Source organism: Hyphomicrobium sp., assembly GCF_003987855.1.
Classification (GTDB): domain Bacteria; phylum Pseudomonadota; class Alphaproteobacteria; order Rhizobiales; family Hyphomicrobiaceae; genus Hyphomicrobium_B.
In genome coordinates this window covers 90,849-115,839 of sequence record NZ_RXIZ01000014.1, presented here as the reverse complement: position 1 = coordinate 115,839, position 24,991 = coordinate 90,849, and the positions used below count along the sequence as shown (strand labels likewise).

The following is a 24,991-nucleotide window of genomic DNA, read 5'->3' as shown; positions in this document are numbered from 1 at the left end:
CGTCATCGCCATTGTCTACGTTCTCTATCGCGGCTTCTTCGCTCTCTGGCGGGCTGCCGAGCAGATCTTCCGGGCGTTTGTCGAACTGCTGATGGTGCTCGTCTCGGTGCTGCCCTTCATTCTACTGGCAGGCATCATCGCGGCGGCCGGAAGCTACGTCATCCAGCACGTCAATCTCTGATTCAAAGATCATGCGGCTGCGGTGTCTTTGCCGAAGACGATGCGCGTGCGCACGTAATAGAGAGAAACGAAGCAGGTCAGAACGGATATCGTTTTGCCAAAGAAGGGCTTGAGACCCATCTCGTGCACCGTCACCCAAATGACGACCGCCGTGATGAGAAGTCCGATCAGGTTGGTTCCCAAGTATTCTAGGAACCGGCGATGTTCTTTCTTCGGGCTGAGGCCATGGCGGAAGACGAACGTGCGCGTCATCCCATAGTTGAGGAATGTCGTGATCGTATACGAAATGGCACTTTGCAGGATCGGCCAGCCAAAGACGTGAGTCAGCGTGAGAAACATCGTGTAGTCCACGATCGTGGCTGAAAGATTTACGCCCGTATAAAGCAGGAATTCCCGGAGCTTCGGATGCATGGCGTAGCCATAACGGTATCCGCGCACGTTGGGCAACCCACCGCAGGTGCAAAAGCGCTAGCTGCCGGCCCTCGCGACCCTCTTAACGCGAGAAGCAAGGCTTATCTTCATTTGCGCCCAATTAGCGCTGCTTGACTGGCCGACGCGGCAATCTCAGGCATTTAATCAGAGCCATGTTCATCCGGTTGCTCTGCGGAGAGCGCGCATGATGCTCGAACCATTTTTCTTAGCAATTCTTTCGGTCGCGGCGTTTCCAACCGCCCTTATCAGCTTCCGCTCGGCCGCAGGATGGCGTGCCGGCGTTGTGTTCGCCGCCTTCTATCCTGCCCTTGTCGTTGTCGTCGGTATTGTGATGATCGCAACTGCGATCTGTCTGGCCGCGCTGGGCTTGGTCGACCTTGATTGAGATCAGCACCGCGCATTGGATCGCTGTGGAATGAGCGGCCCGGTTTTTTCAATTATTTGTATGGAGGTGGATGGCTTTGCGTTCAGTCATCGTTCAGCCAGTAGAATTGAGATTACATCCGCACATTCGCGTACCTAATGAAATCAATAAAGGGAGTCGAACATGCGTCTTGCACCTGTATTGGCAGCGTCTGTCGTCGCAGTCGGGTTGTCGCTTACGGCAACCACATCTCAGGCTGCTCAACTTACCCCACTCAACGGCATCGAAACGAACCAGTCGCTCGCGGCACCGGCCGCATGGGGCCGCTACTGCTGGCGTTGGCGCAATATTTGCGCGAGCCGTTGGGGCTGGGGCGGTCCGCGTTTCCGCCGCTGCATGTGGCGTCACGGCTGCTAGTCGATCGCGTTCAATCGCCAGCGACCATCCGGGTCGCTGGCGAAATTCGGTTTGCAATTAGACCTGCTTGTTCATCCGACGCAGACGCACTGCCAGCAAACCCATAACCTTCAGCGCGAATTGCGGGTCGTCGCGAACAACCGCCAGGAATGTCGGTTTGTCGATCATTACGACCTCCGTTGGCTCCGCGGCCATTGCGGCAGCACTACGAGGGCCATCGTCGATCAGCGCCATTTCTCCGAAAATGCCACCGGTTCGGACATTCTCGAGAACGATGCCGTAAGTGATCAGATCGACGCGTCCAGAGCGCACCATGTACATGGCGTCGCCTCTGTCCTCTTCGAGGAAAATCTTCTCGCCGGGCCGGAAATGCCTGAAAGGTGCGCCCACGCGGCCGAGGATCGAAAAATCAAACGATGGATCTTCGCCCATATGGCGCCTCCATGGCCGGCGCGGAGTGACGAAACGAAGCTAAAACCGGCAATCAGCGTCCGCAAGAACGCTATTGGCCGTCGTCGAAAAGAGATTGAAAAGAGTAAATGGAAGGCAACGAACTGGGGCGGGGAGATGACCCCGCCACAGCCAGTTCATTTAGGGGCGAGAACCATCACCATTTGACGACCCTCAAAACGCGGCTCGCTTTCGACCTTTGAGATCGCTTCGGTATCGGCTTTCACGCGCTGCAATACCGCCATTCCAAGCTGAGAGTGCGCCATCTCACGTCCACGGAAGCGAAGCGTGATCTTGACCTTATCGCCGTCTTCGAAGAATCGCTTGATGGCCCGCATTTTCACGTCGTAGTCGTGGTCATCGATGCCTGGGCGCATCTTGATCTCTTTCAACTCGACGATCTTCTGGTTTTTGCGAGCCTCGGCTGCCTTCTTCTGTTCCTGGAATTTGAATTTGCCGAAATCGAGAATCTTGCAAACGGGAGGCTCTGCGTCGGGCGAGATCTCAACGAGATCCAATCCGGCGTCCTGGGCCCGGGCAAGAGCATCGAATTTTGATATTACGCCGACGTTTTGACCGGTCTCATCGATGAGACGGACTTCTCGGGCCCGGATTTGATCGTTGATGCGGGGGCCAGAGTTTTCCCGGCTCTGAGGCTCGGGGCGCATAGGTTTACGGATGGTACAAGCTCCTTCTGTGGTTGCGATGCTGGCCGGGGGAGCATATGCGCCCGAGGCCGAGCCGAAGATGTGGAAAAACGATCGCCTAAGTCAAGCGCAGCCTGTGGCTGAAACCCCGCCAAGCTCGGAATTTGACAGTTTTTTTGGGGTACAAAGCGGTGCCGCAGGCAAATTTGGCGCCCATTACCGGCTCATCGCCAGTGCTCCGCGATCCATGGCGTCGGTCGCACGTATTTGTAAATGCGTTTCCATGGCGACGTCACCGGCCAGATGCCATCGCGCGCCTCGTCGGGATCGGGCTTGCCATGGAAGGCAACAACCTTGGTTCCGGCCGGCAATTGCGGGGCGACGAAGAAGTTCAATGGCCAGACCGGCACGAGCGAGTGTTTGAAGCTCAAGCACCACTCCGCCGGAAAGAATACTCCATCGTTGCAGACCGCCGAGATGTACTGCTGCTCGATGCGAAAGCGGGATAGAACATTCTCCGGGTCCTCGTTGAAGACATCGAAGATGTAAGACATCTTGCCGACAGGAAATCGGTAAACGGACGTATTCCCCACTTGTGCGTTCGGCTGCGTCCAGTTCTGAGCAACGCAAAATTTTCCGGGCATGTAGTCGAAAAAATCGTCGATCGAATCGGTGATGACGACATCGAGGTCAAAAAAGAGAACATCGCCCGCAAGATCGAGAAGCGGATGTTGCCAGAGCGAGAGCTTCCGCCAGGGGCTCCACGCGACGCGATCCGGAAGATTGATCGGCGGCAGCGGTGCGATCGTGATGGAAGGATCGGCGCCTCGCGGATCATCGGTAAAGCAAATGAGCCGCGTCTCGCGAGCCGTGTTGCGTCGAATCATAGACGCTAGGCGATTGAGAAATTCGACGCCGTATTTAGTCCCCCACTTTATGCAGATGATTGTTTGCACGTTCTTTGTCGAACCCTATGGCTTGTCGGGGAGAAGCTGACCAGAGGAAGACCTGCCCAGGAGTACCCGGTGATAAACGGCAAGCGTCTTGGAGATCAGCTGCTGCAGGGTGAAGCGGCTGTGAACGTTAGCCCTACCTCGCTCGCCGTACGCTCTCCTCTTCTCTGCCGGCCACGACAGCATCCTGGATATTGCCGCAGCCACGGCATCGGGAGCCGCATAGGGAACGCGCAGACCTGAAGCTTTATCCGCTGAGACGTCGGGCTCTGTCAAAGCCACTTCTCGGCCGGGCCCTGTGTCTGAAACGATGAGTGGAACGCCCATCGCCTGTGCTTCGATAGCGACGCGAGGCAACCCTTCTTGCTCGGAGATGTTCAATGCGATGTCGCTGATGGCATAAGCGGCGGCGATATCCTTGACGTGTCCGGGAAACCGCAACTGGTGAGACACTCCAAGACGCTTAGCTTGCGCTTCGAGTTCCGACCTGAATGCCGGTTTTTCGATTTCCCCCGCCAATACGCAAATTAAATCGGGCGCACCTTGCGCTCTGAGAAGGCCAAGCGCGTCGACCAGATGATGTTGAGCTTTTCTTGGAGTGATGCGCCCGGCCAGCATGAGAACGGGTTTGCTTCCATCCGCATCGAGCTGCTTGCGAACGGCAGCAATTCGATCAGGCGTCAACTTCGACCGATCGAACACTTCGGCATCGAACGCGCGGTGAATAACGGCAATGCGGCCCTCCGGTGTCTTGTAGCGAGTCCGGATCAAATGGGCCATGTAATCGGAAACTGCAATAACGATATCGCTGCGCGCCATCACGCCATTATAGAAGTTCTTGAGACGTCCCTTTTCCGAATATTCCGAATGATAGGTCGTCACGAACGGAATTCCAGTTCTCCGTGCCGCGTAAAGCGCACTCCAAGCAGGCGCCCGACTGCGCGCATGGATAATCGAAACGTTTTCCTGGCGAATGATGCCCGCAAGTTTAGAAGCGTTTTTAATGAGCCCGAGCGGATTTTTAGTGGCAAGCGGCATCTTGATATGTTCCGCTCCCGCCGCTTTCAACTGATCAACGAGCAATCCGCCTTCTGATGCCACCAAAGCACGATGACCATTTTGAACCAGTGCTGTCGCGATCTGCAGGCATCCGAGTTCGGCGCCGCCCGCACGCATGCGAGGTATGACTTGCAGCACCGTGAGTGAGTTATTCATTTCAGCTCGTGAATTCGAGAACATTGGGACCAGCCATGGATCGATCCTATAAAATCGCGGGCTCCGAACCGCAAACTCTTACTGTCGGATCCGGATTAGATGAACGGGATATCCGATATCTCGCCACGCATGCGGGCCCGCCGGGCCTATTCTGGCTATCTGGTTTCATGTCCGACATGGCGTCGACGAAAGCCACCGCCATCGCCGATTGGGCGAATAGGCGCGATTTGTCCTCCACGCGATTCGATTATTCCGGGCATGGCAAGTCCTCCGGCAGTATGGAATTCGGCACGATCGGGCGCTGGCTGGAGGAGGCTGAGGCTGTCTTCAGGAGTGTGACCGACGGCCCGCAAATTGTGATCGGTTCGAGCATGGGAGGCTACATAGCTCTTCTGCTTTTACGGAAGCTGCTCAATGAAAAGTCCGACGATGCAACCCGTATCAAGGCGCTGCTCCTGATCGCTCCAGCATGGGATATGACTGAAGAATTGATGTGGAAGCGTTTCTCTAACGATGTTCAGCAGGAGATTGTAACCAGGGGTGTTTTTCGCCAACCTTCCGCTTATGCATCGCCCTACGTCATTTCGCGCGAACTAATCGAAGACGGCCGCAAGCACCTCTTTGCGCGTCAGCCATTCGAGCCAAAACGGCCGGTAACGATTCTACAGGGACGGGAAGATGCTGACGTGCCGATCGCGCATACGCGTGAGCTCATGACGTTTCTCAAAGGTGACAAGATCCGGCTTGTGGAAATTGAGGACGGCGAGCACCGGCTGTCGCGCCCGCAGGATCTCGATCTGCTTTTCGCTGAACTCGACCGACTTCTCTAGAGTGCTACTTGTCGATCGAGGACGATGCAGTCCCAGAGTCCGGTAAGCCCTCCGCTACCGCGCTCTCCAGGCTCGACGCGCCGACGAGCGCTGCGGTGCTTTCAGGGACGACCCAGATGCGAAAGTTTTGGGTCGCAACGCCATTATCGCAAACCAGGGCCTCGCCTTCCTTCCGGCAGCTCTTGTCTACAGCAAGCGTATAGGCGCCTTCGGAAGCGCCGCCCGCCTCTCCGACCTCGATCACGTCGATCCGCGATTGAGGATCGATGCGGATGCCACGATAGATACAGCCGGATTTGCCGCTGCAGGTTTCTGGCGACGTTCCAACCGTCGTCTGCAACGCAACAGCTTGATTGCGCGGCATCTCGAGGGCAGCCGAGGTGATGCCGTTCGAAATCCAGCAGCGATTGTCGATACAGATGACCGGATCAGGTTTGAAGCTCATCTGAGTGGCGCCGTGATCGAGGACGAGCAACACTGATGCAATGCTGGGCGCGTCCGCGCGCGATGGCAGCTCGGCAGCGGCGTTTGAAACCGTTGGCGCCTGCGGCAGAGCAGCAATCTTCGGCGACGCCGCCAGTTCCGGCGGCGCGGAGGAAGGCGCTTGAAGAATCGCTGCTGGAGGTGGAGCGGCTTCCGGGGTCACGCGCGCGACAGGTGAGGGCTTGGCAACCACCTGCTGTGTCGCGCGAGTGGTTCGCTCGTTTTCTTCGGCGCGTGCGCGGGCCAGCATATCCGCTTCGTAATCGGACCCGGGCGCAGCGAATGACCTCGATGCTTTCATAGGCACCGGTCGTTCATCGCTGGCATTCGAGAACTTTTGCGCCAGGGCTTGGGCGGGATCGATCGTATCGGCTGCTGCTGCCAAAGAAGCTGCGGACGCAGCGGCCGCCGCAATGAGCATCGCTTTGATCTTCTGATGCATCTTGACGTTCCGTTCATCGCGAATTCGCGAATGATGGCGCGCACCATTGTTCTCCTTTCTGGCGAAATGCGGGAGAACCTGTGGCCGTGCGCAAAAAATCTATGCCGATGAATCGGAAGCGATCGCCTTCAGGCCATCGAAGTAGGTGGGATAGGCAAGTTTGATCCCCAGCTCCGACTTCATACGTGCATTCGAGACTTTTTTATTCTCGATGTAGAAGCTCCGCGTTGCAGGCGACACGGCTTCGTCGGCTAGGTCCGTCGCTGGCGGACACGGGACCCCAAGCAACTCCGCGCCAAACGCGATCACATCCTGCGGCGGCGCCGGCATGTCGTCGGTGACATTGTACACATGCGTGCCGCGAGCAAGACCCAGACTAGCTTCGACTGCGGTGGCAATATCGGCGACATGGACCCGGTTCGTGAATTGTCCGGGTTTGAAAATTCGCCGCGCGGTGCCCGCTCGCAATTGATCAATAGCGCTGCGGCCGGGCCCGTAAATACCGGGCAACCGATATATCACCAGCGTCTTCCCGAACGCATTCGCAAGCTCGGTCCAACCGTTCTCCGCGATCAGCCGCCGCTTGCCACGTTCGGTACCCGGATTGGGTTCTGTTTTCTCATCAACCCAATCGCCAAGCGCATCGCCGTAGACGCCAACGGTCGAGAAATATCCGATCCAGGCAACAGCCGGGCTCTGCCCGATCACTCCACCGAAGTGCCGGAGCGCCGGATCACTCTCTGCATCGGGAGGAATTGAAAGCAGGACGTGCGTTGAAGATGCCACCGCCTCCGCGACATCGCCCGGAGCCGATTTTCCATTGAACAAAAACGGCTGGAAGCCTTGCGCCTTTAGCGCGGCGATCTTGTCAGGATGTGTTGTTGTCCCCGAGATCGTCCAGCCCTTCTTGAGGAGCCTGCCGCCGAGTTCACCAGCACAGTATCCAAGTCCGAAGCAGAAGAGACGGCTCATGCCGCTTTTTCCTCCATTGGCATGATCCACTCGGAAGCGACCTCGCGGTCTTGCTCAATGCGTTCGAAGCGCTCGCGCAAGACATAAAACTCTTCGTCATCGGCTAGACGCCGCGAGGCCCAGACCGCCATGGCGCGAACGAGCGGCGATTGGTCTTCGAGCAATGGAACGATGTGACGAAGCAGCGAACGATCGGCAGAGTTGCCTGATGCGATAAGCGCGTTTCGCACGATGCGGTCCCGGCCGGTTCGCTTGATGGGAGTGCCGGCAAAGCGCGCGCGAAACGCCGCGTCGTCGAGCGCGAGCAAATCCGCAAGTGGTGGATTGTCGGTTTCTTGCCGAGCTGCATATTTGATTTCGCTGGCAGCACCCGCAAACTTATTCCAGGGGCAGACGGCCGCGCAGTCGTCACATCCAAAAACGCGGTTGCCGATCGCGACACGGTATTCGGGCGCGATGTGTCCTTTGTGCTCGATCGTGAGGTAGGCGATGCAGCGCCGCGCATCAAGCTGGTAGGGTGCTGGGAACGCATTCGTCGGGCAAATATCGAGGCAGCGTCGGCATGTGCCGCAGTGGTCTGGCGTGCTCTCGTCGGGCTCGAGTTCCGCTGTCGTGAGCATCGCGCCAAGGAAGAGCCAGTTTCCGTGCTCTCGGGAAACGAGAATAGTGTGCTTCCCTTGCCAGCCAATCCCTGCTTTTGCCGCGAGCGGCTTTTCCATCAATGGCGCCGTATCGACAAAGACTTTGACGTCGGCCCCGGATTTTTCTGCAAATGCGCGCGCTAGCGATTTGATCCGCTTTTTCAGGACATCGTGATAGTCGCGACCTTTCGCATAAACCGATATCGCTGCGTTCGAACGCTGCTGAAGCGCGTCCAACGGATTGGACGAGGGAGCATAGGACTGACCAAAAAGCACTGCGCTTCGGGCCTCAGGCCAAAGACGCAAAGGATCTGCGCGACGGTCAGCATGGGTTTCCATCCAATCCATGTCGCCGTGACGCTTCTCGCTGAGGAAATGCGCTAGCCGCTCGGGGAGCCTTGCGTCACTGGCCACCCGCGCGATGCCGACGGCATCAAGGCCAAGCTTCCGAGCGTCGTCGCGAAGCATGACTGTGAGATCGGAATGAGGTGGCGAAGCTTCAGGCATACAGCCATTTAGAAATCGAGATCTGAATAAGCAAGGGGCGGCGCGGCCCCCGGTACGCGGTCGCCAAGCAATGGACGAAATGAAGGCCGCGATTTTAGGCGTTGGTACCAGGCCTTGAGCGCCGGATACTCCTGCCAGGGAATTTCGCCCAGATAGTCGCACGTCGAGATCTGTGCAGCTGCGGCGAAATCCGCGAAGCTGAGTTCGTCGCCCGAGAGCCAGCGGCGGGAGTCGGCGAGATAGCCGGTGTAGGAGAGGTGATAGCGAAGGTTAGCGCGCACTGCTCGCAGGACTCCCGGATCTGGCGCGATCGGCCCTGTCGGCCGCATCGAATTATAAACCTTCTCAACCAGCAGCTCGCGCGTCACCTCGCGGTCGAATTTACCATGATACCAGTCGACGAGACGACGGATCTCAGCTCGATCTTCGCGGGAGCCGGGAAAGAGAGCAGGGGGTGCCGGACTGACCGGGGTGCCGGCCACGGCCATATCCTCGGCAATGAATTCCGAGATCGAGTAAGCCCCGCAGAGCATCAGTCCATTCTCAAGCTCCAGCACCGGCAATTCGCCAGCCGGATTTTTAGCGAGGAAGCTCTGTCGCCATTCCCAGGGCTTTTCTTCCGACAGCTCGACGTCGATGCGATGCTCAGCGAGTGCCAGGCGCACCGATCGGGATCGTGGGCAAAGGCGATATTGCGTGAGGCGATGAGGCATAGCACTCCTGGATAGGCAATTCGTGCACAATACACCTGGGCTCGCCGATTCGAGGACAACTCGGCTAATCGACCACTTTGGCGCGGCAGCAGTTTTCTGCTAACGCTCGGCCACTTTTCGCACCCGAGGGGGAATACCTGAGAATGGAAACATGGCAAGTCGTATTGCTCGGGCTGATCGAGGGTTTGACGGAGTATCTGCCTGTTTCATCTACGGCCCATCTGCTGCTTACCGAGAAAATTCTTGGCGTAACCTCTGCAGGCCGTACGTTCGAGGTACTGATCCAGCTTGGCGCGATTCTGGCGCTTCTGACGGTTTATTCAGCCAAACTGTGGAAATTGGCGGTCGATTTTCCGAGCGATCCGCGAACACGGCGCTTCGTATTCGCGATCCTGGTCGCTTTTCTTCCGGCGGTCTTCATCGGGGTTGCCGCGCATAAGTTCATCAAGGAATTCCTTTTTGAATCACCGCTGATCATCTGCATATCGCTCGTTATCGGCGGTGTGATCCTCCTTTACGTCGATCGGTTGCGCTACATGCCGCGTTATGCCGATGTGATGGATATTCCTCCGCTCGCCGCGGTGGTCATCGGCTTCGCCCAATGCTTGGCTATGATCCCCGGTGTCTCGCGGTCGGGTTCGACGATCGTCAGCGCTATGCTGCTTGGCGCCGATAAGCGTACGGCTGCAGAGTTTTCGTTTTTTCTGGCGATGCCGACAATGACCGGCGCCTTCGCCTACGATCTCTACAAGAATTGGTCGATCCTGACGCCCGACGATATCAGCCATATCGTTCTTGGCTTCATCGCCGCATTCGTCACCGGTGCGATCGTGGTCCGCTATATGCTCGACTTCATTTCCAAGCGCGGACTGTCATTCTTTGGCTGGTGGCGCCTTCTTGTTGGCGGCATAGGCTTGGGCGTGATTGCCGTCATGCATTGAGCCGATGACACCGCGAACGGCTTATGCGGCGTGCGACGTCACCGGCTTGGTAAGTACGCCGCGGAGCGCTTCGGCATCCTTGGCCCCGCGAAGACCTTCAAGGGTCGCAGGATCGCGGACCAGCCGGGAGATGCGCGCGAGCGCCTTCAGGTGATCGGCCCCCGCGCCCTCAGGTGCGAGCAGGAAAAACAGAAGGTCGACCGGCTCGCCGTCATGGCTTTCAAACGGAATCGGATGCTCGAGCCGGGCGAAGATGCACGTGATCGCGCGCACCGCTGGCAATTTAACGTGCGGGATCGCAATGCCGCGCCCCAGGCTTGTCGAACTCAGCCTCTCCCGCTGCAGAAGCGCCGCGTAGATATCGGGCGCGCTGGCCCCCGTGGCGATCTCCGCTCTTGCGGCAAGCGCCTGCAGAGCTTGTTTCTTGTCAGCAGCTTCGAGACGCGGAATGATTGCGTCGGCAGCCAGTATGTCTTCGATATTCATCCCGGTCCCATCCAAAATGATATGGCCATCACAGTGACCCGCCGCTGCGAATTGGGCAGCGTCTACCCGTCCCCGATGTGAGGCTCAATGATCCTTAGTCCGCGTGCTTTTCCGTCGCCGCGCCGTTAGGTTTCGCAGCGATTGGCAAATCCGCATCGATCCACCCGATGTGCCCGTCATTCCGTCGGTAGACGACATTGAGCCCTCCATGAGCGGCGTTCTTGAAAATCATGAACGGCGCTTCCGATAAGTCGAGCTGCAGGACCGCCTCGCTCACGGTCATATGACCAATATTTCGCTGGCCTTCCGCGATGATAAGCGGATTCGCCTCATCGTGCGGTGGCTCATCGACGTCGCTAAGGCTCACGACATGGTCGCGCGCCGCGATATCCACTTTGCGGCGGGCTGCGGCTGCCGATGAATGGTGCTTTATGCGCCCTTTGTAGCGGCGTATCCGAGTTTCAAGCTTATGCGCCGCCGAGTCGACGCTTCCGTACGCATCAGCGCCATCGCCATGCGCCTCGAGCAGCAATCCGTTCGTCAGGCGGACGGAGCACGTCGTTTTGAACAGCTCCCGCTCGCGTTCCAGCCGGATGTGGCCATCAACCTCACGTGCCATGTATTTGTGAAGGACGGCGCGGATCTTGTCGCCGGCGTAAGTCTGGAAAGCATCGCCAACTTCAACGTTCTTGCCGGTAATCTGGATGGTCATGAATGATGCCTGTCCTGCACTGTCGAAGCCCCTTGCGTCCCTTGCCGAGCAGCATCGGCTCGGAGGCAAAGGGACAGCTACCGTGTCGCGCGGAAGAAAGTGTGACCACCACTTCAACCGGGCGTGTTCATAATCGATACGGCCGGCCTCGCACCCTGTCAAATCACGGTTCGGACGCCAATGTAACGAAAAAATGCAGTCGGACCATTTGGTTAGCAGGCGAAACTCACGCCGTACCACTCAAACGTTCCACCATTCTCTTATCGCGACGCCGCTGCACGGAAGAAGGGATGCGCATTGCCTCTCGGTACTTGGCAACGGTGCGGCGGGCGATGTCGATGCCCTCGCCCTTCAGGCGGTCGACGAGTTGATCATCGGACAACACGTCTCCGGCGCTTTCAGCATCGATGAGCTGCTTAATGCGGTGGCGGACCGCCTCGGAAGAGTGCGCTTCGCCATCAGCGGCGGACGCGATGGCGGAAGTGAAGAAGTATTTCAGCTCGAAAATGCCGCGCGGGGTCGCGATATACTTGTTGGATGTCACTCGCGAAACGGTCGATTCATGCATCGATATCGCGTCCGCGATCACCTTGAGGTTGAGCGGTCGCAGGTGCTGCACGCCGTACATGAAGAACGCGTCCTGTTGGCGGACGATCTGTTCTGCGACCTTCAAGATCGTTCGGGCGCGCTGATCGAGGCTCTTGACCAACCAATTCGCCGTTTGCAGGCAGTCGAACAGGTAGCCTTTGTCTTTCTCGGAGGTCGCGGTCCGTGCGATGCGCGTGTAATAAGTCCGATTGACCAGGACGCGTGGCAGAGTGTCGCTATTCAGCTCCACGTGCCATCCGCCATCCGATGCGGCTCGAACGATAACGTCGGGCACGATCGGCTGAAGCTGAACGGATCCGAATTTCAATCCAGGCTTCGGATTTAGCCGTTTGATCTCGCGGATCATATCGGCAAGCTCGTCCATATCGATCCCTAACGCTTTCTTAAGGGCAGGGATGTTTCGGCTCGCGAGCAGGTCGAGATGGGCCAGGAGGCCAGCCATCAATGGATCGTATCGGTTTTGATCTTTGAGCTGGAGCGCGAGGCATTCAGCCAGCGAACGGGCGAAAATTCCGGGCGGATCGAACGTCTGCAGCTTTGTCAGCACGCTTTCGATCAGTTCCAACGGCGCTCCGAGGCGTTCGGCGAGAACGTCGAGATCCGCCGGGATGTAACCCGCCTCGTCCACCAAATCGATAAGGTATTGGCCGATAAGTCTCTCGGTTTGATCTTTTACCGTAAGCGGCAACTGGGCACTCAGATGCTCTCGTAGCGAGACTTGATTGGCGACAAAATCTTCTAGATCGGTGTCGCCATCGCCCCCGTTATGCATGCGCTGAGAGACATTGGCCCAGCTCAGGCCAGAAGGAGCCGCAGCGGCCGATCCGGGCTCGCCAGTTCCTGGTTCTTGGAAGACGTTTCCAAAGTCCACATCGAGGCCGCCGGTATGATCGTGAACGGGCTCTCTGAGGTCCAGCCAGCGGTCATCGGTCGTGGCGCTGGGGTCCTCCTGGCGGTCGATGGAGAGCTCCTCGGGAGCCTTCGGCGAAGCGTTATCTTCACGCTCGAGCAGAGGGTTTCGCTCGAGCTCGGAATCCACGAATTCGGTCAACTCGAGATTGGAGAGTTGGAGCAAGCGTATGGCCTGCTGCAGCTGCGGTGTCATAACCAGCTGCTGGCCTTGTCTCAGCTCTAATTTTGCTGAAAGCGCCACGCTAATCCGTTGCTCCGTTATTAAGATTCCGGAGCCACCTATACTCAACGCGAATTAACGAACATATCGCCAAGATAGACTCGCCGCACATCTTCATTCGATATGATTTCAGAAGGCTTGCCTTGCGTCAGAACCTGACCATCATAAATGATGTAGGCGCGGTCGATGAGGCTTAATGTTTCACGAACGTTATGATCCGTGATCAACACACCAATGCCGCGTTCGGTCAAGTGGCGAACGAGTTGTTGAATATCTCCGACGGCGATCGGGTCGATGCCGGCGAAGGGCTCGTCTAGCAACATGAACGATGGCCGAGAGGCCAGGGCACGCGCGATTTCGCAGCGCCGCCGTTCACCTCCGGACAGCGCCATGGCGGGCGATTTTCGAAGCCGCGTGATGGAAAATTCCTCCAGCAGGCTGTCGAGTTGTTCCTTGCGCGCCTTCCGGTTCGGCTCGATCAGTTCGAGCACCGCCATGATGTTCTGCTCGACGGTGAGGCCACGAAAAATCGACGCTTCCTGTGGCAGATAGCCAACGCCGAGTCGCGCCCGCTGATACATTGGTAGCTTCGTGACATCTTCGCCGTCGATGGTGATGCGTCCCTGGTCGGCGGCGACAAGCCCGGTAATCATGTAAAAGACGGTCGTTTTGCCTGCGCCGTTCGGACCCAATAGCCCCACAGACTCTCCCCGCCCGACGGCCAGGTTCACGCCTTTGACGACCATCCTCTTTCGGTAGGACTTCTTGACGTCATAGGCCGTGAGCCAACCATCCGCTCCGATCGCATGCGGATCATCCGCTGCCGCATGGGCGGCGGTACTGCCATTGGCATAGCCGACCGCACCCTGGCGTGCTTCGGCCCGGCCAGGCGATCTTAGGCGAATTGGTAGAGCCTTAAACACCAAGTACTCCGCCGTTGCTCGGGGCACGTCCACTGTACTGCGTCCAGTTCCGCCACTTGGTCAAGGTGACGTACGGACCTGCCAGCCATCGGCTTGAATTTTGGATTTTTTGAGCTGTCCCGGATAGAAAATTGCGCTCGGACGCTCGGCTTTGAAGACGGTTCCCTTCCCATCGCCGTCGCTGCTACTAACGACGGCGCCATCCGCGCGTCCCGTGGGTTCTGTCTTGATGGTCGCTTCGCCCGTGTTCATGTCGATGACCAGTCGCGTTCCATGGACGATGTTCTTGCCCTGCGTCAGCACGACGGCGCCGCCCAATGTCGTGAGGTTCTTTTTGACATCGACTTCTGCCCAGTCCCCAGTGGCCGTCTGCCCGTCCTTAGCGGTCACCACGACTTTCTTCTTGGCCGTGAGATGCGTGAGTGCCGCGGGAGCTTTTGCGGTTTCCGACCCCGCCTTGTCATCCGGCGCCATGCCAGCGCTTCCAGTGTAGAACGCCATCAATTCCTGAGAACGCATTGTAACGGCGCCCTGAACGGCCGAGACGTTGCCAGTGAATGTCGCGTTCTTTGCGTTGTCATCGACATCGAGCCGGTCCGCAACGACATCATAGGGCGCGTTCGGATCGGACTTGAAGGCCGCGCCGAACGAGATGCCGTCGCCGCTATCATCATTGTCTGACGACTGGGTGGCGTTGCCCTTCGTCGATGGCTTCACGAAGTGGGCCGTGATGCGCCCCACTGATGTTCCGCCCATGACATTGGCGGGCGCCGAGAGCTGCATCTTTTGCGTCGCCCGATTATAGACCAGCCGTCGGCCCTTCAAGATGTTGGCACCTTGCGTCACCACGACAGGACCGGTGAGGATCATGGTCTGTGCGGCTTGATCATAGTCGACGCGATCCCCTACCGCCTTGCGGTCATCGCCTTGCGTCAACACGACGTCTCCTTCGAGGACCGCCGTGTTCGCGACGGTGTCGAATGTTGCCGCGCGACTGGTCGCGGTTTGACCGTTCGGTTGTTGCAGAACAACCGAATCCTTCGCGACGATCAGCTTGACCTTTGTGGAAGCCGGATCGGACGCAGCGGTGGCATCGGTCGGAGGTTTCTCGCCCTTCGCGCCTGGCGCTACCGCCCCCTCATACGTAACGGTCATCTCCGGAGAGGTCATCGTTGCGCCATCCTGCGTGGCCACGACTTGCCCTGAATAGATCGCCGTCTTCTTGACGTCGTCGATATCAAGTCTATTGGCCGCCACATCAACCGGCTGTCCGGGCTTGCCGAAAGGAAGCGCGTTCTGCGCCGCCGTGTTGGTTGCTTCCGCCGAAGCGGGCTTGGGCTGCAAATGCGTGCGGACGTTTTCGAGGAAGGTGTATTCCTTGGTTTTCTGACGGATGGTGAGTTGGTTCGACGTGATTTGGCCTGCGCTCATCAGGATCGTCGAGGGCTGATCCGACGTAATGATGTTCTCTTTCGTTTGGATCGTGGCTCGTGTGAGCTTGGCGTTCAGCCCGCCGTCACCCGTGACATTGATCGACTCGTAAAGCTCGAGAATGTTCGATTTGTTGTCGAAGATCCCACGTACGGCAGTGAGATATGTTTTTTGCTTTTTCGCGTCCGTCAGTTCGCCAGTGATCCCGTCGAGATGCACGGCAGTTAGCGCCTTGAGATCTTGCTGCGCCGTCTCCGCCTTCACCCAGTAATGGCCGCCATCAGCGTTGAAGCCCTGATAGTGCGGATTGTGCATCTTCAGATTGTCCGCAACGATCTTGGGGACTTCCAGCGGCGGAAGTACCGGGCCAACGCCTGCATTCCCAAGGATGTTCATTGCGACGAAGCCGGTCATCGCTACGGCGAATGCCGGCAGGGCGATTTTCAGTGTGCGAACGCGACGCGAGTGGCGGGTAGCGGCGAGCCTGCTTTTGGTTCGGTCGCCGGCAATCACGATGCTGTTGCCGGAAGCGCGCTCGCGCCCCCGCCCGTAGCCCGAATTATCGGTGGCAGCCATACTGGCCATACCGTAAACCCCCCTCAGATCTCACAATCTCGCCTCTAATTGGGGTGACTTTGGGACCTGACCACTGGGAGAGGCCTATTTGGCCGTTAGTGGGCAAAAATGTCGTCGTCCCCGAAGCCCGCCAGATCCAGCTTCGCCCGGGTCGGCAGGAAGCCGAAAGCGGCTTTCGCGAAGGCAAGGCGTCCTTCCCGTTCCAACATCATATCGAGCTTGTCTTTTAGCGCGTGGAGATGAAGCACATCGCTCGCCGCATAGGACTTCTGGCTGTCGGACAGCTCTTGCGCACCCCAGTCGCTGCTCTGCTGCTGCTTTGAAAGTTCGATGCCCAGGAGTTCGCCGACAAGATCTTTGAGCCCATGCCTGTCGGTGTATGTGCGCGCGAGTTTCGAAGCGATTTTCGTGCAGTAAAGTGGTGCCGTGTCGACGCCGAGATACTGCTTCAAGACAGCGATGTCGAAGCGCGCAAAATGGAAGATCTTCAGAACCGCCGGATCGGCGAGCAAGGCCTTCAGCCTCGGCGCCTCGTAGGTCTTGCCATCGAATTTTACGAGATGTGCGGATCCATCGCCGCTAGATAGTTGGACGAGACAGAGACGATCCCGATGCGGATTGAGGCCCAGCGTCTCCGTGTCGATGGCCACTCCCTTGGGGAAACTGAGCCCCGCTGGCAGATCGCCATGGTGAATGCTGATTTTTGATTCGCTCATGATGTTTTCACCTGTCCCCATAGCAGCCGATGGACATGCCCGCGGGACACTCGGAGGAAAGCGAGCTTGAAACGCCAAGCACTTGAAGTCGCGGATAATGCATTCGGATTCGATGCATCAGGTCTGTAGCATTCGTATTCCGCGCATAGCAAGCGCGCGCCGCCTCTGGTCCACCCGAAACTCGGGTTTTCGCCGGATGAGGTTCAAAAGGCCGGGTTCTTTGGCTTCTGTACCAGGGCGACAAGTAGCAAGCAGACCGCTGATCCAATAGCCGCTGCAAGGAAGCCATCGATATAGGAATAGACTGCGGCCTGCTGCGCGACAGCAGATCCAAGAACTTTTGTAGCGCGTCCGGCGGTGATGGCGTGGTCGGCGGAATGGGCGCCAAGGATGTTCTGGTAGTCCGTCAAACGGTCCACCGTCATTGCCGACTGCGTATCGACGTGCAGGCCGATAAGGTTCGAATGAACCTGCTCTCGCACGCGAACGAAGGTTTGCATGAACGACGTGCCGATCTCGCCACCGAAGAGCCGGGTCATTTGCAGAAGGCTGCCGATCGTGAGCGCATCGGCCGGAGAGATCGATTTGATGACGAGAACGATAAGGCTGGTCAGCGCAAATGATTGACCTAGCGCTTGCAGGATTTGCGACGGCAGGAAATCGTTGGTCGCCCATTCGCTTGTGAGGTTCGTGCCCATGAGGCACGCAATGCCGATCATCAGGTTTCCGAGCGCGAGAACGTACCGGCCATCGACGCGCTTGAGCACGTATCCGAGCGGCAAAACAATGGCGAATTGCGGAAGTGCGATCCACAGCAATACGGCGCCGACCTGCAACTCCCGAAAATTCTGAACCGTCTGGAGGTAGCTGGGGATGATGTAGGCCGTCGACAGGATGATGAACCTGAAGCCGGCAAGCAGAAGCAACAAGGGAATGAGGTTTTCTTGAGCAATGACTCTTATGTTTACGAACGGCCTCGGCGAGATCAGTTCGCGAGAAATGAAGAGCAAAGTGAGAAGACCGCCACTGACAAGAAGACCTACGATGAGGCCGCTGTTCAACCAATCGAGCCGATTGCCTTGGTCGAGGGCCGCGTAAAGCAGTCCGAACCCTGCGCCGGCGTAGAAAATCCCGGGCCAATCCAGATCGCGCAGCCGGCGGCTCAATCCACCTTCGACCGGCATGCCGTACCAAATGCAGAGATACATGATCGGCAACGCCACGCAGTATTGCCAATCGATCCAGTGCCAAGAGAGGTGATCGGTATACCAGCCTTCCAGCGACGCGGCGACGTTCTGCGAAAGCTCGGAGTTCATCGCATAAATGGAGATGCCGTAGATCACGAGACCCTTCGGCAAGTTGCGAAGGATATAGCTGACGGTCAGCGGGATGAATGTGCCCGATCCGACTCCAGCGAGAAACTGCATTACGAGAAAGGCTTTAAGATTGGGCGATAGCGGTCCCAGTAGGCTGGTCATGAAAAAGACGATGATGCCCAGGAGCAGCATCCGCCGCACTCCGAAGATCGCGCCCAAGTACGGCGAGGCCACGCCAATCAACATCTGGCCCACGCCGAAGCTCGTCGTAATCCAGGCGCCTTCGTCAAAACCGGCGTGCAATCCGCCACGCAAGTCGGCGAGGCCGAAGGTCGTTGTGCGGCTCCCGAGCGTACTCATCGTGGCGCCGAGCAAGACGCCGACGAGGCCGATATAGGGACGAGCCGAGATCGTGTGCGCATTGTCCGCTGACTGCACTGCCCCGCCGGCGGATGCAGCCACGACAGCAGATGCGGCCGGGACGCTCATTTCTCGGCTTTCGACGGAATTTCCGGGGTCCCGCTCGAACTATCGGGGGTACTGTCCGGCTGTTTGCCCCCCGTATCGATCGTCGCTTCGACTGACATGCCCGGCCTCACAAGAGTGCCCAGGGCAGGATTGTTGTCGAGAACGATCTTGACGGGCACGCGCTGCACGACTTTGGTGAAGTTGCCGGTTGCGTTGTCGGGCGGCAAAAGCGCGAATGTGCTGCCGGTTCCAGGTGACCAGCTGTCAACGCGCCCTGTGAGCTTAAGATCGGGAAAAGCGTCGACATGCACTGAGGCCGTCTGCCCGAGGCGGACGTTGGTCATTTGCGTTTCTTTGTAGTTCGCAACGACCCAAATGTTAGGAAGCGATACGACCGAGATGACTTGGGTGCCGACGTTGACGAACTGTCCCGGGCGCACCTGCCGCTGACCAACGAGCCCATTATCGGGTGAAACGATGCGCGTATAGTCGACGTTGTTTTGTGCCAGCGCTTCCTGGGCCTTTGCGGCGCTGACCTGCGCCTCGAGCTGTTTTTGCTCGACGTCGAGGCTTGCCAGGATCGCTTTCTGCTGTTCGAGCTGCGCCTTATTGAGTTCCAGCTGCGCGGCGGTCCGCTTGGCATTGTCTTCCGCCTGCTCCATCCCTTGGGGCGTGCCGGCAATTCCCGTCTTCAGCAGATTGCGTTGGCGTTCTTCTTCCAGATTATAGCGATCAAGGTCAGCCGTCGTCGCACTGATGGTGGCGTCCGCCTGACGGATCAGGCTGCGTTGCACATCTTTCTGGTTTGCGAGGTTGGCGAGATTGGCTTCCGCCGCCTGAACATTGGCCCGCGCCTGGATAAGCGCAGCATCATAGTCACGGGCGTCGATTTGAACGATCAGATCTCCCTTCCTGATCGGCTGAAAGTCTTTGACGTCCACCGATTTTATGTATCCCGAAACCTTGGCCGATATCGGTGTGACGTCGCCCGAGATGAACGCGTCGTCCGTCGTCTCGAAACGCGCCGCGCCGGTCCATCTGTCCCAATGTCCGGCGACATACCAGGCCAGGAAGATCGCGAACGCGACGGCAAGCACACGAAGCGTCGTGTAGAACCACGCAGGCAGCGTCCGGCGGGGCGAATCCTTTTCCTCGGGTGCGCTGTCGGTCATGAAGCTCCTCTGGGCTGAAAACGCGCGGGTCCTCTAAACGTCCGTGCAGCCCAGCAATACGCCGGCCGCCCTGGCTCGTTGCCTCATCCCGAATGCGAAGGGAAGACCAAAAATCTTGCAGCGATGCCGCGCGTCTAACGCAGACTGCAGTTAAGCGCGGCAGCCGTCGAGAAAGAGCCGCGCACAGAATTTGGCGCGTGCCTCGATCTCCTCGGCGGTCGGCACGTGCCCGACGCCAAGCATGGCCGAGCGCTGCAGATCCATCGTCATCATGCCACGTAACGCGGATGCCGACCGGACTGGATCGTCGATCTTCAAAAGCCCACGATCCCGTTGCCGTTCGAGCCACCCCGCGATGGCGTCAGTCGTTTGAACGACCGCGATATGGTGGAATGCAGCAGCGATCTCGGGGAACCGGTCGCTTTCTCCAATCACGAGGCGCAGTAGACCGATCGTCGCTTTGCTCAGCGTGAGAGTGCCGAATGAAACCAGGATGTGCTCCATCGCTTCGCAGAGCTCATATTTGTCGAGCTCCGCTGGATTGACCTCGAGCATGAAGGTGCCGATGCGTTCCGAGATCACCTTCTCGAACAAATCCGCCTTGCAAGGCACCAGGCGATACATCGTCTTCGTCGAGATGCCGGCGCGCTGGGCCACGGTTCCCATCGTCGTCGCGGCAAACCCGTTGGCCTGAAACTCCGCGGCAGCAGCCTCGACGATCAGCTCCAACGTCTCGCGATCGGACCGGATTTGCGGTCGTCCGCGGCAACGTTTCGTGACTGCGCTATTTTCTACCATGGCCGTTTTCCAAAATGTCTTGACAAGCAGATTATGGTGCCTATTTTGGAAAACAACAAGTTTCTAAATCGCTGCAACCGAGACGCGGTGATCTTTCAGGAGCATTCCAAATGAGCCTTCGCTCCAACGCTTTATCCTCTCAAAACAAGATTCCTGACGCAAAATCAGTCCCCTACCTGCGCTCAGCAACTGGCCAAACCGATGCAGGGTCCGTGGTGGGCCGTGTGCCGGAGGCTGAGGCCAAAACAGGGGCGACCGCTGAAGCTCCGCCTGCCACCGCGAGCCATGGCGTCCGCCGATTGCTGATCGCTGGTGCCAGCTTGGCAGCCCTAGCCGCAGCAAGCTACCTGGGTTGGCAATATTGGAGTGTTTGGCGCTTCGATGTTTCGACGGACGACGCCTATGTCCAGGCCGACAACACGACCATCGCTCCACGGGTCTCCGGCTACCTTTCCGAAGTTCTTGTCGGCGACAACCAGCACGTAAAGGCCGGTCAGGCGCTAGCTCGCATCGATGATCGCGATTTCAAGGTCGCGCTCGAGCAGGCGAAAGCCGATGTGCAAGCCGCCAAAGCGGCAGTTGCCGACAAGCAGGCTTCCCTCGACGCGCAGCAGTCAGTCATTGACGGTGCGAAAGCGACGATCGATGTCGACCGAGCGAACGAAAAATTCGCGCAGCAGGACAGCGAGCGCTATAGCCACCTCGCGACCACTGGATACGGCAGCGTACAAAACGCGCAGCAGGCGGAGGCTCGCATTGCAGCAGCCCGAGCATCGATTGCACGCGACACCGCGACCCTGACGAATGCTGAAAAGCAGGTCGAGATCTTGAAGGCGCAAGTCGCCCAAGCCAAGGCGACGCTCGCGCACGATGAAGCGGTTCAAGATCAGGCAGAATTGAACTTGTCCTATACGACGGTGGTGTCGCCGATCGAGGGTGTTGTCGGCAACCGAACCCTCCGAGTCGGTCAATACGTTCAAGCCGGCACACAGTTGATGGCCGTTGTTCCGATGACGGCGGCATACATTGTCGCCAACTTCAAGGAAACGCAGATCGAACACGTCCGGGCAGGTCAGGCCGTCAACGTCGAGATCGACATGTTCGCGGGCGTCGAGATCCCGGCTCATGTCGATAGCCTGGCGCCGGCGAGCGGCCAGCAGTTCGCACTGCTTCCGCCTGACAACGCCACTGGCAACTTCACCAAGATCGTGCAGCGCATTCCCGTGAAGATCACATTCGATAAGGGAAGCCCGCTGGCCGGAGAATTGCGGCCGGGAATGTCGGTCTATCCAACGATCAAAACCAAAAAGCCCGCAGAGATCACGACGTCCTTGGCGGCAAAGTAACGGTGCGAACGCTTCGACCGAGGCGTTCGCATGAAGGAGGCGACCGATGGCGAGCATGGCACAACCTGCAGCGTCCTTTTCCGGCCCAACAGATGGCGCCGACCGTGCCAGCTTGACGACTTGGGTCGCCGTGATCGCCGGCATGATCGGCGCATTCATGTCGATCCTGAACATTCAGATCACCAATGCGTCGTTACTCGACATTGAGGGCGGAATTGGCACAGGCGCAGACAATGGCGCCTGGATCTCGACCTCCTACTTGATCGGTGAAATCGTCGTCATTCCCCTGACAGGTTACCTAAGCCGCGTCTTCTCTTTCGGCCGCTACATGATCGCTAGTACGTTCTTCTTCGCGGTCTTCTCCATGGCATGTGCTTTCGCCCACAATTTGGGTGAAATGATCGCGATGCGCGGCCTTCAGGGCTTCGCCGGCGGCGTCTTGATACCTATGGCATTCACGATGGTGGTGACCAAGCTACCGAAGACGCAGCAGCCTATCGGTCTCGCTTTGTTTGCAATCGCCGTCACTTTTGCGCCTGCGATCGGCCCGACCATTGGCGGCTATCTCACCGAAAACTACGGCTGGCAGAAGATCTTCTTCATCAACACGATCCCGAGCGCGATCATGATCGTCGCTTTGGCGCTGACGCTCGAGAAGGAAAAAATGCAGCTAGGGCTTCTGCGAGAAGGAGACTGGGCAGGCATCTTCACGATGGCGATCGGGCTGTCTTCGCTGCAAACGATGCTTGAAGAAGGCAACAAGGACGATTGGTTCGGCTCGCCATTCATCGTCAAGCTGGCCGTTACCGCGGTCGTTTTTCTCACGGCCTTCGTCTGGATTGAACTGGTGGTGAAGAAGCCGCTTGTTGATCTGCGTCTTCTGAAGAACCGGAACTTCGGCATCGGCACGATCGCAAACATGCTCGTCGGCTTCGCGCTTTTCGGCACGGTCTATGTGCTGCCTCAGTATCTTGGCCAAGTGCAAGGGTATAACTCGGAGCAGATTGGATACGTACTTGCCTGGACGGGACTGCCGCAGCTCCTAATTATTCCGTTCGTACCGATGCTGATGAAACGCTTCGATGTCCGCTACATCGCGATTGTCGGTATCGCCCTTTTTGCGGCAAGCTGCTTCATGAATACCCAGATGTCGCTCGACTACTCAGGCGACCAGCTGTTTGTGCCCGACATCGTTCGCGCTGTAGGCCAGGCATTGGTGTTGACGCCGCTGACGGCGATAGCGACCGCTGGGATCGCGCCTAAGGATGCGGCCAACGCGTCCGGCCTCTTCAACATGCTTCGCAACCTTGCCGGTGCGGTTGGCACGGCATCGCTTGCCACGATCATCACGAAGCGCGAGCAATTCCATTCCAACATCATTGGTCAGTCCGTCAACGTCTACCGCGACAACGTTCGCCAGCGCATCGACGAGATGACGAATTATTTCATGGCCCACGGCGTGTCGGATATCGCGACCGCTAAGCATCAAGCGATTGTCGCTCTTGGGCAGGTCGTAAAGCGGCAGTCTTTGATTATGGGCTTCAGCGATACGTTCGCGGTCATCGGAGTGATGCTGTCGATCGCGGCTGTATCGCTATTGTTCGCACGGAAGGCCAAGGCAGGAGCTGGCGCCGCAGCGCATTGATCAATCGGACGCGGAGAGTGGGCGAGCGACGTCTTCCAAGGGTTTGCGTTCTGCGGCGACGGCTTTCATCGCGGCAATGCCCGCTGCGATAATCATCAGCGCGGAGCCGATCAAATATCCTGCTAATACGCTGGTCCGCGATCCTGTATCGATGAGATGCCCGAGAAAATACGGCCCTATGATGCCGCCCACGCCCGTTCCGACGGCATAGAAGATGGCTATCGCGAGCGCGCGGACTTCGAGCGGAAATGACTCACTCACGGTCAAGTAGGCCGAACTCGCTGCCGCCGAACCAAAAAAGAAGACGACGACCCAAGCGATCGTCAGCTGCCAGGAGGTTACGAGGTCGGCAGCGAACAGAAGCCCCGTAACGGCGAGCAGCAGTCCCGACACACCGTAGGTCAAGACCAACATCGGACGGCGGCCCCAGGTATCGAAATACCGCCCGATCAGTAGCGGACCGAGGAAGTTTCCAATTGCGAAGGGCAGAATATACAAGCCGATCCGATTGGTTGGCACGCCATAGAACGAGGACAGGACCAGCGCATAGGTGAAGAAGATTGCATTATAGAAGTATGCCTGCGCGGCCATCAGGGAGAAGCCGACAATCGCGCGATCGCGATGGGTTCGGAAAATCGAGCTTGCCACTTCCGCAAGCGGGGTGTGCGTCCGCGCTTTGAGGCGTGTCGGCTTGAGCGCAGCCCGATCGAGGACGTAGCCTTCGCGCTCGAATTCAGCCTCGACATCTCCGATGATCTTCTCGGCCTCTTTGGCCCGGCCGTGAGTCAGCAGCCAACGGGGACTCTCTGGAATCCATAGCCGCATGGCGAAGATGATCACGCTGATGCCGCCGCCAATGGCGAATGCCAATCGCCAGCCGGTCTCCGGCGAAAAGAATGCGCCGTTGAGGAGGAAAATGGCCCCCACGGCTCCAAGCGCAGCGCCAAGCCAGAAGCTTCCGTTGATCGCGAGATCGGTCCAGCCACGGAAGCGGGCAGGGACCAGCTCCTGAATGGTGGAATTGACTGCAGTGTATTCCCCGCCGATGCCCGCGCCGGTGAAGAAACGGCAGATTGCGAACGTGGCAAAATTCCATGACAAAGCGGTCGCCACGGTGGCGAGCATGTAGGTGATCAGCGTGATGAAGAAGAGTTTCTTCCGCCCCAGCCGGTCGGTCAGCCAACCGAAAAAGATGGCACCCAGCACTGCTCCCGAAAGATAGGCGCTCGTTGCAAGTCCGATGTCGGTGTTGGTGAAGCGAAGCGTCGGGCTGTCCTTCAGCGCGCCGGCGATAGCCCCTACGAGTGTCACCTCGAGACCGTCGAGTATCCAGGTAATTCCGAGTGCAACGATGACGAGTATATGAAAACGGCCGAATGGCAGCCGGTCGAGCCGCTGCGGTATCGTCGTTTGGATTGAGCCACCGGCTTCCGGGTTTGTATTAGGTACCGTCTTTTGCATGAAACCGCCGCGA

25 protein-coding genes and 1 pseudogene are annotated in these 24,991 nt (G+C 58.2%); 7 read left to right on the top strand and 19 right to left on the bottom strand.

Annotated elements, in window-relative coordinates; genetic code table 11:
• Positions 1 to 181, top strand: a pseudogene (locus EKK30_RS12700) (hypothetical protein); the annotation flags it as partial.
• Positions 182 to 189: 8 nt separating this feature from the next.
• Here the strand turns inward: EKK30_RS12700 and EKK30_RS12695 are convergent.
• Entirely contained in the window at positions 190 to 618 is a 429-nt protein-coding gene (locus EKK30_RS12695) for a GtrA family protein (protein ID WP_290985611.1), read from the bottom strand.
• 178 nt (positions 619 to 796) lie between these two features.
• Between EKK30_RS12695 and EKK30_RS12690 the strand changes: the two genes are divergently transcribed.
• Both EKK30_RS12690 and EKK30_RS12685 read left to right on the top strand, forming a co-directional pair.
• Entirely contained in the window at positions 797 to 997 is a 201-nt protein-coding gene (locus tag EKK30_RS12690) for a hypothetical protein (protein ID WP_290985608.1), read from the top strand.
• A gap of 162 nt (positions 998 to 1,159) precedes the next feature.
• A complete protein-coding gene (locus EKK30_RS12685; protein WP_290985606.1) occupies positions 1,160 to 1,393 on the top strand; it encodes a glycosyl hydrolase family 5 in 234 nt (77 codons plus the stop codon).
• Between the two features lie 57 nt (positions 1,394 to 1,450).
• Here EKK30_RS12685 and EKK30_RS12680 read toward each other — a convergent pair whose 3' ends face one another.
• The 4 genes from EKK30_RS12680 to EKK30_RS12665 all read right to left on the bottom strand — a co-directional run bounded on the left by EKK30_RS12680 (position 1,451) and on the right by EKK30_RS12665 (position 4,658).
• The gene (locus EKK30_RS12680) at positions 1,451 to 1,825 is read right to left on the bottom strand and encodes a Crp/Fnr family transcriptional regulator (protein WP_290985603.1); all 375 of its coding nucleotides are present in this window, start codon (positions 1,823 to 1,825) and stop codon (positions 1,451 to 1,453) included.
• A 155-nt stretch (positions 1,826 to 1,980) separates the two neighbouring features.
• Positions 1,981 to 2,511, bottom strand: coding sequence for a translation initiation factor IF-3 (gene infC / locus EKK30_RS12675; protein WP_290985600.1), 531 nt, complete (start codon positions 2,509 to 2,511; stop codon positions 1,981 to 1,983).
• A gap of 203 nt (positions 2,512 to 2,714) precedes the next feature.
• The gene (locus tag EKK30_RS12670; protein WP_290985598.1) at positions 2,715 to 3,377 is read right to left on the bottom strand and encodes a hypothetical protein; all 663 of its coding nucleotides are present in this window, start codon (positions 3,375 to 3,377) and stop codon (positions 2,715 to 2,717) included.
• A gap of 84 nt (positions 3,378 to 3,461) precedes the next feature.
• Complete coding sequence (locus EKK30_RS12665) at positions 3,462 to 4,658, bottom strand: glycosyltransferase family 4 protein (protein ID WP_290985595.1); 1,197 nt, start codon at positions 4,656 to 4,658, stop codon at positions 3,462 to 3,464.
• Between the two features lie 35 nt (positions 4,659 to 4,693).
• Between EKK30_RS12665 and EKK30_RS12660 the strand changes: the two genes are divergently transcribed.
• On the top strand, positions 4,694 to 5,488 hold the full coding sequence (locus EKK30_RS12660) for an alpha/beta hydrolase (protein WP_290985592.1): 795 nt from the start codon (positions 4,694 to 4,696) through the stop codon (positions 5,486 to 5,488).
• A gap of 4 nt (positions 5,489 to 5,492) precedes the next feature.
• Here the strand turns inward: EKK30_RS12660 and EKK30_RS12655 are convergent, their stop codons facing one another.
• From EKK30_RS12655 to EKK30_RS12640, 4 genes are all read right to left on the bottom strand, one after another.
• On the bottom strand, positions 5,493 to 6,413 hold the full coding sequence (locus tag EKK30_RS12655; protein ID WP_290985588.1) for a hypothetical protein: 921 nt from the start codon (positions 6,411 to 6,413) through the stop codon (positions 5,493 to 5,495).
• A 99-nt stretch (positions 6,414 to 6,512) separates the two neighbouring features.
• Complete coding sequence (locus tag EKK30_RS12650; protein WP_290985585.1) at positions 6,513 to 7,385, bottom strand: SDR family oxidoreductase; 873 nt, start codon at positions 7,383 to 7,385, stop codon at positions 6,513 to 6,515.
• Complete coding sequence (gene queG / locus EKK30_RS12645; protein ID WP_290985583.1) at positions 7,382 to 8,494, bottom strand: tRNA epoxyqueuosine(34) reductase QueG; 1,113 nt, start codon at positions 8,492 to 8,494, stop codon at positions 7,382 to 7,384. The genes EKK30_RS12650 and queG overlap by 4 nt, the downstream gene beginning before the upstream one ends.
• 47 nt (positions 8,495 to 8,541) lie before the next feature.
• Positions 8,542 to 9,246 carry a glutathione S-transferase family protein gene (locus EKK30_RS12640; RefSeq protein WP_290985580.1) on the bottom strand — a complete coding sequence of 235 codons (705 nt, stop codon included), beginning with the start codon at positions 9,244 to 9,246 and terminating at the stop codon, positions 8,542 to 8,544.
• A 143-nt stretch (positions 9,247 to 9,389) separates the two neighbouring features.
• Between EKK30_RS12640 and EKK30_RS12635 the strand changes: the two genes are divergently transcribed.
• Positions 9,390 to 10,187, top strand: coding sequence for an undecaprenyl-diphosphate phosphatase (locus EKK30_RS12635; protein WP_290985577.1), 798 nt, complete (start codon positions 9,390 to 9,392; stop codon positions 10,185 to 10,187).
• Between the two features lie 21 nt (positions 10,188 to 10,208).
• Here the strand turns inward: EKK30_RS12635 and EKK30_RS12630 are convergent, their stop codons facing one another.
• The 9 genes from EKK30_RS12630 to EKK30_RS12590 all read right to left on the bottom strand — a co-directional run bounded on the left by EKK30_RS12630 (position 10,209) and on the right by EKK30_RS12590 (position 20,526).
• Positions 10,209 to 10,673 carry a PTS sugar transporter subunit IIA gene (locus tag EKK30_RS12630; RefSeq protein WP_290985574.1) on the bottom strand — a complete coding sequence of 155 codons (465 nt, stop codon included), beginning with the start codon at positions 10,671 to 10,673 and terminating at the stop codon, positions 10,209 to 10,211.
• A gap of 94 nt (positions 10,674 to 10,767) precedes the next feature.
• Positions 10,768 to 11,385: a ribosome-associated translation inhibitor RaiA gene (gene raiA / locus EKK30_RS12625; RefSeq protein WP_290985571.1), complete on the bottom strand. Its 618-nt coding sequence runs from the start codon at positions 11,383 to 11,385 to the stop codon at positions 10,768 to 10,770.
• A gap of 226 nt (positions 11,386 to 11,611) precedes the next feature.
• Positions 11,612 to 13,147, bottom strand: coding sequence for an RNA polymerase factor sigma-54 (rpoN, locus tag EKK30_RS12620; protein WP_290985568.1), 1,536 nt, complete (start codon positions 13,145 to 13,147; stop codon positions 11,612 to 11,614).
• A 44-nt stretch (positions 13,148 to 13,191) separates the two neighbouring features.
• Positions 13,192 to 14,049 carry an LPS export ABC transporter ATP-binding protein gene (lptB, locus tag EKK30_RS12615; protein ID WP_290985565.1) on the bottom strand — a complete coding sequence of 286 codons (858 nt, stop codon included), beginning with the start codon at positions 14,047 to 14,049 and terminating at the stop codon, positions 13,192 to 13,194.
• Between the two features lie 60 nt (positions 14,050 to 14,109).
• On the bottom strand, positions 14,110 to 16,065 hold the full coding sequence (lptC, locus tag EKK30_RS12610) for an LPS export ABC transporter periplasmic protein LptC (RefSeq protein ID WP_290985562.1): 1,956 nt from the start codon (positions 16,063 to 16,065) through the stop codon (positions 14,110 to 14,112).
• Positions 16,066 to 16,151: 86 nt separating this feature from the next.
• Entirely contained in the window at positions 16,152 to 16,772 is a 621-nt protein-coding gene (locus EKK30_RS12605; RefSeq protein WP_290985559.1) for a ribonuclease H-like domain-containing protein, read from the bottom strand.
• Positions 16,773 to 16,975: 203 nt separating this feature from the next.
• Complete coding sequence (locus EKK30_RS12600; RefSeq protein ID WP_290985556.1) at positions 16,976 to 18,577, bottom strand: MFS transporter; 1,602 nt, start codon at positions 18,575 to 18,577, stop codon at positions 16,976 to 16,978.
• Entirely contained in the window at positions 18,574 to 19,728 is a 1,155-nt protein-coding gene (locus tag EKK30_RS12595; RefSeq protein WP_290985553.1) for an HlyD family secretion protein, read from the bottom strand. The genes EKK30_RS12600 and EKK30_RS12595 overlap by 4 nt, the downstream gene beginning before the upstream one ends.
• A gap of 150 nt (positions 19,729 to 19,878) precedes the next feature.
• On the bottom strand, positions 19,879 to 20,526 hold the full coding sequence (locus EKK30_RS12590; RefSeq protein WP_290985550.1) for a TetR/AcrR family transcriptional regulator: 648 nt from the start codon (positions 20,524 to 20,526) through the stop codon (positions 19,879 to 19,881).
• Between the two features lie 110 nt (positions 20,527 to 20,636).
• On the opposite strand from EKK30_RS12590, the gene EKK30_RS12585 reads away from it, so the two are divergent.
• Together EKK30_RS12585 and EKK30_RS12580 are read left to right on the top strand one after the other, a co-directional pair.
• Complete coding sequence (locus tag EKK30_RS12585; RefSeq protein ID WP_290985547.1) at positions 20,637 to 21,872, top strand: HlyD family secretion protein; 1,236 nt, start codon at positions 20,637 to 20,639, stop codon at positions 21,870 to 21,872.
• Between the two features lie 46 nt (positions 21,873 to 21,918).
• Positions 21,919 to 23,517, top strand: coding sequence for a DHA2 family efflux MFS transporter permease subunit (locus tag EKK30_RS12580; protein ID WP_290985544.1), 1,599 nt, complete (start codon positions 21,919 to 21,921; stop codon positions 23,515 to 23,517).
• Here EKK30_RS12580 and EKK30_RS12575 read toward each other — a convergent pair whose 3' ends face one another.
• Positions 23,518 to 24,978 carry an MFS transporter gene (locus EKK30_RS12575; RefSeq protein WP_290985541.1) on the bottom strand — a complete coding sequence of 487 codons (1,461 nt, stop codon included), beginning with the start codon at positions 24,976 to 24,978 and terminating at the stop codon, positions 23,518 to 23,520.
• Positions 24,979 to 24,991 lie beyond the last annotated feature (13 nt).